Raw genomic sequence first — 14,652 nt, 5'->3', positions numbered from 1 at the left:
GCAAGTACGACGACAGGAATTGGACTCCAACAAAAGAGATCGAGGATGTCGACGGCAGCGGACGGAGGGTCAAATAGTGTCGTCGGAACTATCCGCCGATCTACAAGATCGGTACAACCCCGACGACGGACGTGACCCTCACCGTCAGCCCGACGTGCTGCGGTGCGCCCTCCACGAGCACGTTTGTTCCCTCAGAGAGACGGCAGACGCCCTTAGCGAGACGTTCGACACCAAGGTATCCAAGACCGCAGTCCACCGTGCGAAGGAAGCGTACGACATCCGTGACGCCGTGACAGAGGGAGCTTTCGCGGATGTACTGGAAGGGACGGACGGAACAGAACCAGGGCAACCGCCGAGTTTCCTCGTTCGTCGTAGCAACGATACGCCCGTCCATCCGTTCGATGTCGATCACTTTGAACCAGTCCCGATGGAGGACATCCCGCGGAACGATATAACACCGCTAACACCCCGTTTCCGCCCACCCACAGACTCCCCAACCACCGAGTCACCCACTCACACCAGCAATCCCAATCCAGACCGCGGGACAGGGGTATATAAAGGCCCGACTGACGTGACACCATCCACCTACCGAGTCACGAAGCAACACAGAGACGAGTCACTCGTCGCGCCGCCGTCGGCCCCGTATAGCGATGACTACCCTGCGAAGTACGTTGCCTGCGGGTGCGGGAACTGCGAGAAGCGCCACTTCCTTGACGGCGACGGCGGGCCGATCAACTGCCCCGCACCCGTCCCCGTCACCCTCGCAGGCGCTCGCCGCATATACCGCGTTGCTGAGGGCGCGAACGTCGCGGACGACCGAGCGGGCAACGACGTTCAACGCGGTCGCCAGCAGTACGCGAGGATGATGAAGGCGGACTCTGCCGTGTTCCGTGCGGGCGGTCCCAATCCTACCGACGGCGACGGCTTCACTGCGAACGGGCCACTCCGTACCGAGACGGTCACAACAGTCCTTGTGAGCCTTCGCCCCTCGCCGTCAGACGCCAATGACCGCCTTGTGACGCCGTACAGACTGATTCAGGATACAAAGGACGCATGGGCCGAAGCACGCGATGAAATCCCGAGAAACGTCGGTAACGGGCGTATTTCACACGTCTGGACGTTCGCAGGGACCGAAAAGTGGGCAACGCCCCACGTCCATTGGTACGGATATTACCACGACCCTGACGACGATGTCGAACACTCGGATTTCACGCCGATGGTCACACGGTATCTCAACGCCGCCGCGTTTGGGTCCGCCGAATCCCACATCAGGATAGACGCTGCCGACGATCTCCACGGCGGCCCCGCACTCGACGACGGCGACAGCGCCGAGGGGACTGTCGGCAGAGACACTCGCGGCGGCCCATCACCCCGTGGTGAAACCACCGAAGACTCCGCCGCCGCACCTTCTACCGCCGACGATGTCCCTGATGAGAACGCTTCCACGGGGGAGACGCCCGTCAGGTACGACCCCGACGACGTGACGCTTACCGACGGCGTCGTCCGCGTTGAGTCCGACCCACTACTTGCGGACCCCGAGCGACTCTCCGCCCGCACGGATACGACAGGAGCGTTTGACGACGTGTTACGCGACGAGAAAGGCGTAGATAGATTGACCGACAACGACGTTCAGTCGCGTGGAGCAATCTATCTCGCAACGCAGTTGCCCAAACTTGCGCTCCACGGAGCCGAACCCGACGCCGCGGTTGAAATGGCGGCGTTTGCTGACGTAGCAGGGGACGGGCGTCATACGTTCGGCACCCACAACGTGAGGAAACTCGCGGACTCGCTCGACGCGCTTCGGCAGTTTGAGGTAGAGTCTATCTCATAGAGTCGACCAGATTAGTTGTGGTTTGGTCCGTTGGTCTCCATATCCACGGTATACCGCTCACGTATTTTTTCGTAGTAGGAGGTGTCTGAAGTCTCAAAGCGAGATAGAGCGTATGAAAAGGCAATCGCGGGGTACCCCGTCGCACCACGAATAACAGCTGACTCAAAGAACAGACCCGCAACAATACCAAGTACGACACAAACAGGCACAGCTAACAAGAGTACACTAATCGTCTCCTTCCTGTACGGACTCGTCCAGAAGAGGATTAGCGGGATACCGAGGACGTAGAACGGAGCACCGAGAATCATCAACGCCTCGTTGGAACTTCCACTTACCGTAATGGCAACAACCGTAAACAGCATAGTCCCGTATAGAATCCAACCGAATGAGCCGACCCACGTTCGTGTGGGCATCCGACGAGAAGGAACACTATCGCCCGCAGGTGCTTCCTTGCTGGATGTTGTGGCACTACCTGAACCGTTGGGGGCCTCTGTATTGGACTCAAAGTGTTCATCCGCAACTGCCTGAAGGCTCTCACTTGCCTGCGTTGAGGATTGCCAGTCGTCTAACCCCGTGTTTTGCCCACGACTCCCGCTGCTCACGTCCGACATCTTCGGGATGTGGTGATCGTGGACTTGGTTATGACAGTCTCGACAAAGCGTCACGAGGTTGCTTGTGTCGTGTGACCCGCCCTTGCTCTTAGGAACAATATGATGGCAGTGTAGTTCCGCGTTGCCTGCCGCCCCACCACGTCGACCGCAGTTCTGACATTGATACTCGTCCCGCTGGTAGACCGCACGACGACGTTCATCCCAGTCGTGTGGGTATGTTTCCCACCCGTCGGCCATTACAGAAGCGGACAACAAGTCAACCAATAAGCGTTTGGCAGGCCCTTACGCGCGTGCGCAGGTCGCCCTGCGGGGACTGTCAGGGATGTGTGGAGAGGCGGTGTAGGACGGTGGGGGGCGTTGCCCGTACCAGTCCACCCTACCGAAGCCGACTCCTCCGTTTCAACTCGACCTACGGCGCAGTCTGATAGTCAAACTCATACTTCTCCCCAATTACTCCCTCCGACGGCTCCCCGTCGCCACAGGGTCGTTCGATCCGCAGAAGAGTCCGTAATCAGCCTGAACAATCACGGCAGAGCACTCGTGATTGGAGGGCCTCCCCATGTTTTTGACAATTTCAGGCTCTCGCTAATCTACCTACAGGGGGCTTGCTTTGGGTCCCACCTTCAAAAATATCAAAATAGTTCAGGCGACAGGGACACCTCCGTAGTTACACTACACGACCAACCCTGTCGCCACGACGACGTTCCTATCGGGCGAGATATACGCGAGACGTATATCCACAGCAACGACTTTCTCCACGAGTTTCAGTCGCGGGTAACACGATATAACGGACAATCTCCTTGTGACGAAGCCCTATGACACGAGGGTTCCACGTAAGACTACGACGGAACACCTCTCGTGTCCCGTTCGTTTCCTCACGTCCTACTAATAGAACTGGAGACACTTTTTGATAACGATTCAACGCAGTCAGTATGATGATACCCTACGTATTCGTCTCAGAAAAACGGGAATAGGTACTCCTGTTCCACGCAGTGGTACGGTCTATCCTCATATCTGAACGTAGGTGCGTTAGCGACAAAGTCTCGCGGAGCGTACCCAATGAGACGAATATCCGTTTCACCAATACGAGAAGCGAGTGCGTAGTAGTCGGCGTTGAGCGGGCTGTACGCATCGACAGTGAGATCGGGGTTTGATCGATGACGCCCGACTGTCTTCACGTCGATAGTAGCCCCGCGATAGCGGAGGTCGGTTCCGCCGTCTCCACCATCCGTGTAGACTTCCACGTCAAGCTGTTCCGCGATACCAAGCCGCTTTGCGACGCCGTCCTCCCCGAGCAGCCCCGTGAGGTGATCCCTCGATGTACCCGACCACGTCTCAGCAATCTGTCGTGCGTGTTCGGACAGTGGGTACACCCGTTCCTCTGGGATATGTACCGTTGGGCGGTCCGCTATTGGCACGTCTGCCGCAGAGATGAGCGGCGTTGGCGCGGGTTCGGTCTTCGGCGATTCGGTCGTCTTGTCGTTGTCTTCGTCGTTCATGGATGTCTCTCTTGGACCCACCGTTTCACCGAAGGACTCAGCATGATCGCCGATATACGGCTACCTGAGCCTGCGGCGTTCACCACGGTGGCCGTGGGTGCTTGATGGGTGCTTGCTTTCCACGGGCCGCACCCTTCCTGTTCAACGAACGAGAGAGATGATTCTACCGAGTGCGTAAGTCGCCTCTACGGCCGAGACGACCCTTCTAACTCCCGTTCGCAGGTTGTCCGATTCGACCTAAGTATATAAACGCCCACGCGCCGACCTCAAATGAATATATCTCGCCAAGCAAACGTGGATTATATGGGGTACGCGATTTCAAGCAAAAGACCCTCAGCGTTCAGAACTAAATGATTAGGAAGTATAGATACACTGGCTGTAGGGGCCGACGCATGTATACAAAAAGTATATCTACTCAAATATAAGCAGTAGATGAAATGTATACAACTCAAAAGAAGCCTAGACAATGGGTCTAACCACAATACTACACATACCGCCTAGACAACCTATGACGGGGTCTCATGGCTGAGGAAAAGCAGATAGCACAGTATGGTGATTATGTCTCGGTGTACCGCTCTAACTCGGCTACTGGACGGGGAGCACATAATAATGAGACTGGGTCTTCGGAGGAAGCTCCACCGAGGATTCGTTACTGGGTTGACGCTCCAAGAGCCTACTACGTGTTCACAAATGAGGAACTGGCCCCAGCTGACCGAACGCGTCGGCGGGCATTGGCTTGGGGCGCGATAATCTCGGAAACAGGCTGTCGAGACGATGAGGCTGACTTAGGCTACGTACCTGTAGATGTTAGTGTTCACGGGAAACCATACATCGCTGCTTACCTGTTCGCTATTCACGACAAACCGATTGGGGAGATAGCCCAAGATATGGGCCTAACGAACAGCACCATCTCACAGTACATTTCCGATGTCGTGAACCGTCGCCGATAGCTGGTATCACATTATCCCTCCAAGCTCGCAATAATTGCCGCAGGACGTGCGCTTGTTATCTCAACCCCAGATCCAAACGGTGAACATCCGAGACGGCGACAGGGTGCGACACAAGCGTATGCTTGACGCGCAAACACGAACTACGCCGCTAATAAGTTTCGATGGTTCTACCCATCGAAAACATCCCGACCACGACGGGCTCGCCCGCGAGGTCGTCGCGGCGCAGCCGCTCGCAGGAGGCGTAAAAGCAGTCCATGTCGACGTGGCAGACGACGCGGTCAACGGCGTCGTCGCCCTCGTCGCCGGCGCCGGGGAGCGTCTCTCCGGCGACGGGCCTCCCGTCGGTCATCGCGTGCCGCTCCGCGCTCCGCGGACTTAACAATCAGCCACGCGCGCCGGAAGTGGACGCCGCCCCCGGCGGGCGCGAGCCCGGATCCAGATCCGATAGCCGAGGCGGTAGTCGTTTATTCCGTGCGCCCGTACTACGCCGGTATGCCCGGAGCGATCGACGTGTTACACGTCGACGACGACCCCTCGGTCCTCGACCTCACGGAGGCGTACTTCGAGCGGGAGATCGACGCGGTGGCGGTGACGAGCGTGACCGACCCGGAAACCGCGTTAGACCGGCTCGACGAGGCCGCGTTCGACTGCGTCGTCAGCGACTACGACATGCCCGCGATGGACGGGCTGGAGTTCTTCGAGACGCTGCGCGAGCGCCACCGGAAGATACCCTTCGTGCTGTACACCGGCAAGGGGTCCGAGGAGATCGCGAGTCAGGCGCTCAACGCCGGCGTCACCGGATACTTCCAGAAGGGCGGCCCCGAGCAGCTCCGCCGGCTCGCGAACCGCGTCGATCAGGCCGTCGAGGAGCACCGGACGAAGGAGATCGCCGAGCGCTACTCGACGGTCATCGAGGCGCTCGGCTACCCCGTCTACGTCGTCGACGAGACCGGCGTCTTCCGGTTCGTCAACGAGCCGTTCGCGGAGCTCACCGGCTACGACCGCGAGGAGATCGTCGGTCGAACGCCCGCGTTCATCAAGGACGACGCGGCCGTGGCGGAGGCCGAAGAGCGGCTCGGCACGATCCTCTCCGACGACGGCCCCGACGTCCAGCACTTCGGGGTCGACATCGTCCCGAAGGAGGGCGAGCCGATCCCCTGTCGCGACCACATGGCGGCGCTGCCGTACGAGGGCGAGTCGTTCGACGGCAGCGTCGGCATCCTCCGCGACGTCTCCGACGAGCGCGAGCGCCGCGAGGAGCTGGAGACGAAGACCCGCGCGCTCGACGAGGCGCCCGTCGGGATCACCATCACGGACCCCGCACAGGAGGACAACCCGATGGTGTACGTCAACGACCGGTTCGTCGAGATGACCGGCTACGACCGCGAGGAGTCGATCGGCGTCAACTGCCGGTTCCTCCAGGGGCCGGACACGGAGGAAGAATCGGTCCAGGCGCTCCGCGAGGCGATCGACGCCGAGGAGTCGACGAGCGTCGAGCTGTTGAACTACCGGAAGGACGGCACGGAGTTCTGGAACCGGGTGAGCATCGCCCCCATCTGCGACGCCGACGGCACCGTGACGCACTGGGTCGGCTTCCAGGAGGACATCACGGCGTTCAAGGAGCGCGAGGGGGCCCTCGAACGGCAGAACGACCGGCTCGACTCCTTCGCGAGCATCGTCTCGCACGACCTGCGGAACCCCCTCAACGTCGCGCAGGGGCGCGTCCAACTCGCCCACGACGCGGCGGCCGACGGGGACGACGGGGACGACGAGAACCTGTCGGCCGCGCTCGACGCGCTGGAGCGGATGGAGTCGATCGTCGAGCGCACGCTCACCCTCGCGCGGGAGGGGGAGACGGTCGGCGACCCGGAACCCGTCGACCTCGCGGACGTCGTCGCCGACAGCTGGTCGACCGTCGACACCGCCGACGCGGCGCTCTCCGTCGAAACGGACCGCGAGGTGCTCGCGGACCCCGACCGGCTCCGGAACCTCTTCGAGAACCTGATGCGCAACGCGGTCGACCACGCCGGCTCGGACGTCTCGATCCGCGTCGGCGACCTCTCGGACGGCTTCTTCGTCGAGGACGACGGCCCGGGGATCGACCCCGCTATCGCCGACTCCCTCTTCGAGCCCGGCGAGAGCGGCACCGCGGGGAACACCGGGTTCGGGCTCGCCATCGTTCAGGAGATCGCCACCGCGCACGGCTGGACCGTCGAGGCGACGACCGGCGAGGACGGCGGCGCGCGGTTCGAGGTCCGCGGGATCGAGCGGCGGACGCCGGCGGCGCCCTGAGGCGGATTTCCCCGCCGAACGCGCCGTTCCGCGCCCGAAAGCGGATCGACTCCCGCCGTTCACAAGCGCCTTTATGCTCCGTTCCGAACTCGGAGTGAATGGGCTCGCTCTCCGACATCGCCGAGACCGACCGGCGCGTGATCGTCTTGGCGCTCGCGCGGATGGTCGGGGCGGCCGGGAACTCCTTCCTCATCGTCGTCCTGCCGCTGTACATCACCAGCGACGTGGTCGACATCGAGGGGCTGCTCGGCGCGGAGATCGGGGTCGGCGCGGCCGCGGTCACGCTGACCGAGCCGCTGCTCATCGGGGTCGTCCTCTCGCTTTTCGGCTTCCTCAACAGCCTCTCGCAGCCCTTTACCGGAAGACTGTCCGACCGCGTCGGCAGGAGACGGCCCTTCGTCCTCGCCGGAATCCTCCTCCTCGGCACCGCTAGCGGGCTGTACACGATCGCGACGAGCTACCCCGCGCTGGTCGCGCTGCGCGCGATCCAGGGGCTCGGCGCGGCGCTCATCATCCCCGCGACGGTCGCCTTAGTGAACGAGTACGCCGCGAGCGACGCCGACCGCGGCGGGAACTTCGGGGTGTACAACACGTTCCGGCTCATCGGCTTCGGCTTCGGCCCGGTCCTCGCGGGCGCCGTCGTCGAGGCCGGCCCGTACGACCTCTCGCCGGTCGGCCTTCCGGTCCTCGACGGCTTCGACGCCGCCTTCGTCGCGGCCTGCGCGGGCGCGTACCTCAGCTTCACGCTCGTGTTCCTGCTCGTCCGCGACGCCGACGTCGAGGCCGAGGCGGGCGACGACGTCTCGATCCGGGTCCGCGGCGAGGACCGCCTGCTCGACCCCGTGTTCACGCTCGGGCTCGCGACCGTCGCGATGGGCGCGTGCATCGCGCTGTTCGCGACGCTCCAGAACCAGGTGAACGTCCGCTTAGACCAGCCGCCGGTCTGGTTCGGCGCCCAGTTCGCGGCCGTGACCATCGCCAACGTGATCTTCCAGGTCCCGGTGGGGCGCGCCAGCGACCGGATCGGCCGCCGGCCGTTCCTGCTCGCCGGGTTCGTCCTCCTCGTCCCGACCACGCTCCTCCAAGGGATCGTGACGGAGCCCGCGCTGATGATGCTCGTCCGGCTCGGGCAGGGGGTCGCGGTCGCGTGCGTGTTCGCCCCGTCGCTCGCGCTCGCCGGCGACCTCGCCCGCGAGGGCGAGTCCGGAACCACGCTCTCCGTGCTCACCATGGGATTCGGCTTCGGCGTCGCCCTCGGCCCGCTGGCCTCTGGCTGGCTCTACGGCTTCGGCTTCGTCGTCCCCTTCGCGGTCGGGGCCGCGGCCGCCGCGCTCGCGCTGATCGCCGTCTTCACGCAGGTGGAGGAGACGCTGGACGTCGGCGACGAGCCGGCCGCAGCGGCGGGCGCGGACTGAGTGGCGGAGATGCGGACGCCGCCGCGCGTCGTGCGTTCGGTCGCTTGGCCGAACCAGCCGACGACGGGGTTCGGCGAACGTACTTGACCCAGTGTTCGGACGCAACACGCGACGATTTCGATCAGGACTCTCGCTTTTGTTTCTGTCTACACCAATCGAACAACTCCTGCCGCAGGTCGTCGTCCGTTTCGCCGAATACGCTGCCGAGCCGGTATCCGAGGCTATCCCACGTGAGCGTTTCCGGCGGCGGCCCCTCGGCGTACTTCGACGGCGCCGCGTCGTCGTCGAGGTCTTTCACGGCCGCAGTCCAGCCTCGTTTGAACGCTCCCTGTCGGTCGCTCCCCGGATCGCTCTGTCGAACGTCCCCGAGTGGGATCGTCGGATCGTCTCCCATATCGCCGTCCGAGCGGTCCGAACGGATAAATCCCGGTGGCGATCGTCCGGGAACCGTCCGCGCCGCGTGCCGCGGTCCGTTCTGATCGGCGGCCTCCCGGTCAACAGAGCCAAACCGGTCGCGGCCGAACCGCCTCGCGTGCCGAGCGACCGCCTCCGCTGCGTCGACTGCCGCGAGCCGATCCCCGCCGACGCGCGGATCTGTCCGCACTGCCGGAGCATCCAGCCCTCTCCGCTGTTGGACGTCGGCGTCGTCGTCGCCGGGGTGTTCGCGCTGCTGTTCGGCGTCGTCCTGACGGTGATGACCGTCGGGACGAGCCGCCTCCTCGGGTTCCTCCTGCTCGTCGTCGGCTTCGGGCTGGCCGTCGGCGGCTACACGCGGTACATCGACCGGCAGGCCGCGAGCCGGGCGCGATGAAAGCGGTCGCCCCCGATCCCCCCGACCGCGCGCTTCGCGTCGCCTCGGTCGCGACAATTTAAATACCAGCGGCCGCCACGGTACCCACATGCTCACCCCACTCACCGGCGGCCTGGTCCTCGCGGGGCTGGCGCTCGCGTTCGTCGGCGCGGCGGTATCCGTCTACGCGGTGACGCTGACGGGGCTGCTCGTCGGCGCCGGCGCCGGCTACCTCTTCGCGCCGAACGTCGTCGGCCTGATCGCGGTCGACGGCGCGGTCCTGACCGCAGGCGCGGTCGGGGTCGGCGGCCTCCTCGGCGGCTTCCTCGCGTACGCCGGGCTCTCGTTCGCGGTGCTGGGGATCGGCGCGGTCGTCGGCGGGTTCGCCGGGCGGTTCGCGGTCGGCCCCTTCTACGCGGCGGACGCCGCCGGGATCGAGGGGACGGCGCTGCTCGTCGGCGCGACGCTCGCGGGCGTCGCGGTCGGCGCGCTGTTCGGGTTCGTCCTCACCCGGACGACGCTCGTGATCTCGACGGCGCTCATCGGCGCGGCGTTCGCGTCGCGATCGCTCACGCCGGCGAGCTTCGAGACCGCCGCCGCGGAGACGACCGTCGAGCCGCTCCTCTTCGACCTCTCGGCGCCGGCGTTCCTCGCGGTGTTCCTCCTCGGGGCGCTCTCGCAGCTGGGGCTGTTCCGGTTCGGCTACGTGACGAAGCTCGTCGGGCTCCTGCCCGGCGCGCGGCGGTGGACGGCGGACGACGACCGCGACGGCGACGCGGACGCGGCCTGACTTCTCGCGGCGCCCGGCGGGGCGCTCCGCCACGCGTCGCTGGCTCCGTTCAGTCGTCGTACTCGTAGAACCCCCGCCCGGTCTTCTTGCCGAGGTCGCCCGCCTCCACCTTGCGCTTGAGGAGGTAGGCGGGCTTGTAGCGGTCGCCCAGTTCTTCGTGGAGCGTCTCGCTGGCGTCGAGCGCCACGTCGAGGCCGATGTGGTCGGCGAGTTCGAGCGGCCCCATCGGGACGTTCGTGCCGAGCTTCATCCCGCGGTCGATGTCGGTCTTGTCGGCGACCCCCTCGTCGTACGCGCGGATCCCCTCGTTTATCCACGGCATCAGGATCCGGTTGGTGACGAAGCCGGGCTTGTCGTCGGCCTCCCACGTCTCCTTGCCGAGGTCCTCCGCGAACGCGTGCGCGAAGTCGACGACCGCGGGGTCCGTGCGCTCCCCTACTACCACCTCGACGCCGTCCATGATCGGGACGGGGTTCATGAAGTGGAGGCCGACCACGTCGCTCGCGCGGTCGGTCGCGCTCGCGACGCTCGTGATCGACAGCGTGGAGGTGTTCGTCGCGAGGACGACGTCGTCGTCGGTGACGCGGTCCAAGTCGCCGAACACCTCGCGTTTCACGTCGAGGTCCTCGATCACGGCCTCGACGACGAGGTCGGCGGCCGCCAGGTCGTCGAGGTCGGTCGTGCCTGTAATTCGGTCGCGGATCACCTCTGGTTCCTCGTCGAGCGCGTCCTTCCCGGCCAATCGGTCGAGGCTGTCCTCGACGCTGTCGAGGCCGCGCTCGACGTACTCGTCCTCGACGTCCCGCATCACCACGTCGTAGCCCGCGGCCGCCGCGACCTGCGCGATGCCGTTGCCCATCGTCCCGGCGCCGACGACGCCGACGACGTCCACCTCGAAGAGTTCTCGCATGCGGACCGCTGCCGCGCCGCGGGTCGTAAGTATTGCGGAAGTCCGGGGGCGACGCCGTTTCTCGCAAAGAAATTAACAATTTGAGTAGTAACGGATCGATTCACTCGATCGCTCGGCACTCGCCCGGAGACGCCACGTAAACGGCCGCTCCGATTCTTTACGTTCGGTGAAACCACCATAGCCCTTTTTACGTATGTAACGGAACTACGAATTGATGCTTCCTCACGCCGCCGACGACATCGAGCGCGACGGTAAATCCCTGATCCTCGCGTACGACCACGGGCTCGAACACGGGCCGGTCGACTTCGAACCGAACCCGGACACGGCGGACCCGGAGCGGATCTTCGAGCTCGCCACCCACGAGGCGGTCACCTCGCTGGCCGTCCAGAAGGGGCTCGCGGAGGCGTACTACCCCGACTACGAGGACGAAGTCAATCTCCTGTTGAAGCTCAACGGGACCTCGAACCTCTGGCGGGGCGAGCCCGACAGCGCGGTCAACTGCACGGCCGAGTACGCGGCCGAGCTGGGCGCCGACGCGGTCGGGTTCACCGTCTACGGCGGATCGAACCACGAGGTCGAGATGGCCGAGGAGTTCCGCGAGGCGCAGGAGGGCGCCCGCGAACACGACATGGCGGTCGTCATGTGGTCGTACCCCCGCGGCCAGGGGCTCCGCAACGACGGGAGCCCGGACGTGATCTCGTACGGCGCGCGGCTCGGCTTGGAGCTCGGCGCCGACGTGGTGAAGGTGAAGTACCCCGGCTCCGCCGAGGCGATGGGTCACGCCGTCGAGATGGCCGGTCCCGCCGACGTCGTGATGTCCGGCGGGACGATGCGCGACGACAAGGCGTTCCTCCGGAACGTCTCGAACGCCATCGACGCGGGCGCGACCGGGATCGCCGTCGGCCGGAACGTCTTCCAGCGCGACCAGCCCGAGCGCATCCTCGACGCGCTCGAGGCCGTGATCTTCCAGGAGGTCGATCCGGCCGAGGCGCTGGCCATCGCCGAGAGCGACGACTGATGACCGACTCCGACCCCCGCGCCGACGGCGGCCCCGCCGACTCGACCGTCGCGGCCGTCTTCGACGCGGTCGCGGCGACCGCCCCCGAGATCCGCGCCGCGCTCCCCGGCCGGCGCGTCGAGAGCGGGACAGAGAACGCCTCCGGGGAGTCGGTGCTGGCCGGCGACCTCTACGCCGACGAGCTGCTCGGCGAGGCGATCACCGCGGTCGACGGCGTCGGCTCCTTCGTCAGCGAGGAGCGCGAGGAGGCGGTCGACGCGGGCGGCGCGGTCGGAAGCGGACCCGACGACGCCTACGCGGTGGCGATCGACCCCCTCGACGGCTCCTCGAACCTCCGGTCGAACAACGCGATGGGGACCGTCGTCGGGATCTACGACGCGCCGCTGCCCGCGAGCGGCCGCGACCTCGTCGCCGCCGGGTACGTCCTCTACGGCCCGATCACGACGATGGTCGTCGCCGACGGGACGGGCGTCCGCGAGGAGGTCGTCGAGCGCGACGGCGGCGAGGACGCGCCGGCGGTCTCGCGCTCGGTCGTCGAGCGCGACCTGACGCTGCCGGAGACGCCGACCGTCTACGGGTTCGGCGGGCGCGTCCCCGACTGGCCCGCCGAGTTCCGGGCGTACGCCCGCTCGATCGAGGACGAGCTGAAGCTCCGATACGGCGGCGCGATGGTCGGCGACGTGAACCAGGTGCTCACCTACGGCGGAATATTCGGGTATCCCGCGCTCCGCAGCGCGCCCGAGGGGAAGCTCCGCCTCCAGTTCGAGGCGAACCCGATCGCGTACATCGTCGAGCGGGCGGGCGGCGCCTCCTCGGACGGCGCCGGGTCGATCCTCGACGTCGAACCCGAGGCGGTCCACCAGCGCGTCCCGCTGTACGTCGGCAACGAGGCGCTGATCGAGCGGCTCGAAGCCGCGCTCGGCGCCGAGTGACCCGGCGCCCTCCGGCGAGTCGCCCTCCGAGAAACCGGTCCCGGGACCCGCCGACGCGGTAAGCCGTCCGTATCCCCCGGTACGCTCGGCGGATGGATCCGTCGGCCTCGGTCCCCGACGCGTTCGCCGAGCCTACGCTCGGCTACGGAGGTGATTACAATGTCCGCTCCCGGCGAGACGCCGAGTGCGGAGGAGACAACAGATGAAACTCTCAGACAACGAGGAAGGCAAACGCGTCGTGAACAAGACCGGGAAGAAAATCGGGATGATATCCAAGGTGGAGGGACACCGCGCGCACGTCGACCCGGACCCGGGCATCGGCGACACGATCAAGTCGAAGCTCGGCTGGGGCGACGCCGACGAGGACACGTACCCCATAGACGAGTCGGACATCGAATCGATCGACGACGACGAAGTCAGGCTCAAGCGGTAGGACCGGTCCGCTCCGGTCGACCCCGAACCGGGCGAGGACCCGGATCGAACCACCCGGGAGCGCGCCCTCGACGCCGGACGCGACTCGCTCTTTTTCCGGTCGCACGACACCCGAACTCAGGTCGCACGATCTCGCCCCCCGACCGTTGCTCCGAGGGCGACCCGATCGCACGGAGCGTTTCCCACCGACGTCCGCCCGCGTCCGCGTCCGTTCCCGGAATGCCCGGGACACGTGTCGCTCGGACGTCAGAAACGCTTATGCTAAGCAGATCCTAACGGCGAGTACGCGCCGGTATGCCCCCGCTATCGGCCGACACATGGACGCGCAATACGACGACCCCCGGATAACCGGCGACCACCTCCGTTCGATCGACGCGCCCACCGGCACCGTCACGCTGGTCGGCGTGGTCCACGACCACCCCGCCAGCGCCTTCCGCGTCCGGACCGTGGTCACCGACCGGGACCCGGACGTCCTCGCGCTCGAACTGCCGCCGCTCTCGCTCCCGCTCTTCGAGCGGTACGCCGAGGATACCCGCACCCCGCCGGCGTTCGGCGGCGAGGCGAGCGCCGCGATCCAGGCGGCGACCACCGATCGCGTCGTCGGCATCGACGGCCCCACCCTCCCGTTCCTCGGACGGCTCGCCGCGACGCTGTACCGCGAAGGCGAATCGATCGGGACGCTCCGCCGCGTGTTCGACGGGCTTTCCACCGTGACGAAGAACGCCCTCCGCTGCCGGCTCGCGGGCTCGCTGGCCGCTGCGACGTCGATTCGGCTGGAGGTCGACTCGCCGGTGACGTACGCGACCGACCGGGCCGACACCGCCGAGGGGCAGGCCGCGAACGAGCGCGCCCAGATCGACCGCGCCCGCGCGGTGCTGAACGCGTCGGAGCCCTCTCGGGCCGCCTCGTTCGGCGACGACGTGCGCGAGGCGCACATGGCCGACCGCCTCGCGGACCTCCGGCGCGACGGCGACGTCGTCGCCGTCGTCGGTCGCCACCACCTCGACCGGATCGCCGAGCGGCTCGTCGCGCAGACCGACGAGGCCGACCGCTGAGCCGACCCGCCGGTCCCCGCCGATCCGACGGACGCTCCGGGGACCGGCCGTCGACCGGCGGCGCGACCACCCGTCGACGCCCGCCGCGAGAACCCACATGGAAAACTGTTTAGGACTCTCCGCAAAT

General features: G+C 65.7%; 13 protein-coding genes and 1 pseudogene. 9 read left to right on the top strand and 5 right to left on the bottom strand.

What is annotated here, in order from left to right; genetic code table 11:
* The first annotated feature begins 76 nt into the window (after nt 1-76).
* Entirely contained in the window at nt 77-1,831 is a 1,755-nt protein-coding gene (locus DVK07_RS13150) for a hypothetical protein (protein WP_147441160.1), read from the top strand.
* Nucleotides 1,832-1,842: 11 nt separating this feature from the next.
* Here DVK07_RS13150 and DVK07_RS13145 read toward each other — a convergent pair whose 3' ends face one another.
* The 3 genes and pseudogenes from DVK07_RS13145 to DVK07_RS13140 all read right to left on the bottom strand — a co-directional run.
* Complete coding sequence (locus DVK07_RS13145) at nt 1,843-2,679, bottom strand: HNH endonuclease (protein WP_121597488.1); 837 nt, start codon at nt 2,677-2,679, stop codon at nt 1,843-1,845.
* A 719-nt stretch (nt 2,680-3,398) separates the two neighbouring features.
* Complete coding sequence (locus DVK07_RS22225) at nt 3,399-3,941, bottom strand: hypothetical protein (RefSeq protein WP_147441159.1); 543 nt, start codon at nt 3,939-3,941, stop codon at nt 3,399-3,401.
* Between the two features lie 1,131 nt (nt 3,942-5,072).
* Nucleotides 5,073-5,240, bottom strand: a pseudogene (locus tag DVK07_RS13140) (DNA polymerase IV); the annotation flags it as partial.
* A 143-nt stretch (nt 5,241-5,383) separates the two neighbouring features.
* On the opposite strand from DVK07_RS13140, the gene DVK07_RS13135 reads away from it, so the two are divergent.
* A complete protein-coding gene (locus DVK07_RS13135) occupies nt 5,384-7,183 on the top strand; it encodes a PAS domain S-box protein (RefSeq protein ID WP_121597487.1) in 1,800 nt (599 codons plus the stop codon).
* Nucleotides 7,184-7,281: 98 nt separating this feature from the next.
* The gene (locus DVK07_RS13130; RefSeq protein WP_121597486.1) at nt 7,282-8,598 is read left to right on the top strand and encodes an MFS transporter; all 1,317 of its coding nucleotides are present in this window, start codon (nt 7,282-7,284) and stop codon (nt 8,596-8,598) included.
* 121 nt (nt 8,599-8,719) lie between these two features.
* On the opposite strand, the gene DVK07_RS13125 is transcribed toward DVK07_RS13130, so the two are convergent.
* Nucleotides 8,720-8,992, bottom strand: coding sequence for a hypothetical protein (locus tag DVK07_RS13125; RefSeq protein WP_121597485.1), 273 nt, complete (start codon nt 8,990-8,992; stop codon nt 8,720-8,722).
* Nucleotides 8,993-9,130: 138 nt separating this feature from the next.
* On the opposite strand from DVK07_RS13125, the gene DVK07_RS13120 reads away from it, so the two are divergent.
* Nucleotides 9,131-9,409, top strand: coding sequence for a zinc ribbon domain-containing protein (locus tag DVK07_RS13120; RefSeq protein ID WP_121597484.1), 279 nt, complete (start codon nt 9,131-9,133; stop codon nt 9,407-9,409).
* 88 nt (nt 9,410-9,497) lie between these two features.
* A complete protein-coding gene (locus tag DVK07_RS13115; protein WP_121597483.1) occupies nt 9,498-10,178 on the top strand; it encodes a phosphate ABC transporter permease in 681 nt (226 codons plus the stop codon).
* Between the two features lie 49 nt (nt 10,179-10,227).
* Here DVK07_RS13115 and DVK07_RS13110 read toward each other — a convergent pair whose 3' ends face one another.
* Nucleotides 10,228-11,088, bottom strand: a complete 861-nt coding sequence (locus DVK07_RS13110) for a 3-hydroxyacyl-CoA dehydrogenase family protein (RefSeq protein WP_121597482.1) — start codon at nt 11,086-11,088, stop codon at nt 10,228-10,230.
* Nucleotides 11,089-11,302: 214 nt separating this feature from the next.
* On the opposite strand from DVK07_RS13110, the gene DVK07_RS13105 reads away from it, so the two are divergent.
* The 4 genes from DVK07_RS13105 to DVK07_RS13090 all read left to right on the top strand — a co-directional run bounded on the left by DVK07_RS13105 (nt 11,303) and on the right by DVK07_RS13090 (nt 14,525).
* On the top strand, nt 11,303-12,106 hold the full coding sequence (locus tag DVK07_RS13105) for a class I fructose-bisphosphate aldolase (protein ID WP_121597481.1): 804 nt from the start codon (nt 11,303-11,305) through the stop codon (nt 12,104-12,106).
* A complete protein-coding gene (locus tag DVK07_RS13100) occupies nt 12,106-13,038 on the top strand; it encodes a class 1 fructose-bisphosphatase (RefSeq protein WP_121597480.1) in 933 nt (310 codons plus the stop codon). Before DVK07_RS13105 ends, DVK07_RS13100 begins: the two co-directional genes overlap by 1 nt.
* Nucleotides 13,039-13,240: 202 nt before the next feature.
* Nucleotides 13,241-13,471 (top strand): PRC-barrel domain containing protein, encoded by a 231-nt coding sequence (locus DVK07_RS13095; protein ID WP_121597479.1) that lies wholly within the window; start codon nt 13,241-13,243, stop codon nt 13,469-13,471.
* 316 nt (nt 13,472-13,787) lie between these two features.
* Nucleotides 13,788-14,525 carry a hypothetical protein gene (locus DVK07_RS13090; RefSeq protein ID WP_121597478.1) on the top strand — a complete coding sequence of 246 codons (738 nt, stop codon included), beginning with the start codon at nt 13,788-13,790 and terminating at the stop codon, nt 14,523-14,525.
* Nucleotides 14,526-14,652: the final 127 nt, after the last annotated feature.

It is taken from the genome of Halorubrum sp. Atlit-26R (genome assembly GCF_003666015.1).
GTDB lineage: Archaea > Halobacteriota > Halobacteria > Halobacteriales > Haloferacaceae > Halorubrum.
Note: the sequence above shows the minus strand (reverse complement) of the source record. Positions and strands in the feature narration are given on the sequence as shown.

What these genes read in the sequence shown, in the direction of transcription:
- DVK07_RS13145 (WP_121597488.1), bottom strand. Translation starts at nt 2,679, where the DNA reads ATGGCCGACGGGTGGGAAACATACCCACACGACTGGGATGAACGTCGT.
- DVK07_RS22225 (WP_147441159.1), bottom strand. Translation starts at nt 3,941, where the DNA reads ATGAACGACGAAGACAACGACAAGACGACCGAATCGCCGAAGACCGAA.
- DVK07_RS13135 (WP_121597487.1), top strand. Translation starts at nt 5,384, where the DNA reads ATGCCCGGAGCGATCGACGTGTTACACGTCGACGACGACCCCTCGGTC.
- DVK07_RS13130 (WP_121597486.1), top strand. Translation starts at nt 7,282, where the DNA reads ATGGGCTCGCTCTCCGACATCGCCGAGACCGACCGGCGCGTGATCGTC.
- DVK07_RS13125 (WP_121597485.1), bottom strand. Translation starts at nt 8,992, where the DNA reads ATGGGAGACGATCCGACGATCCCACTCGGGGACGTTCGACAGAGCGAT.
- DVK07_RS13115 (WP_121597483.1), top strand. Translation starts at nt 9,498, where the DNA reads ATGCTCACCCCACTCACCGGCGGCCTGGTCCTCGCGGGGCTGGCGCTC.
- DVK07_RS13110 (WP_121597482.1), bottom strand. Translation starts at nt 11,088, where the DNA reads ATGCGAGAACTCTTCGAGGTGGACGTCGTCGGCGTCGTCGGCGCCGGG.
- DVK07_RS13105 (WP_121597481.1), top strand. Translation starts at nt 11,303, where the DNA reads ATGCTTCCTCACGCCGCCGACGACATCGAGCGCGACGGTAAATCCCTG.
- DVK07_RS13100 (WP_121597480.1), top strand. Translation starts at nt 12,106, where the DNA reads ATGACCGACTCCGACCCCCGCGCCGACGGCGGCCCCGCCGACTCGACC.
- DVK07_RS13095 (WP_121597479.1), top strand. Translation starts at nt 13,241, where the DNA reads ATGAAACTCTCAGACAACGAGGAAGGCAAACGCGTCGTGAACAAGACC.
- DVK07_RS13090 (WP_121597478.1), top strand. Translation starts at nt 13,788, where the DNA reads ATGGACGCGCAATACGACGACCCCCGGATAACCGGCGACCACCTCCGT.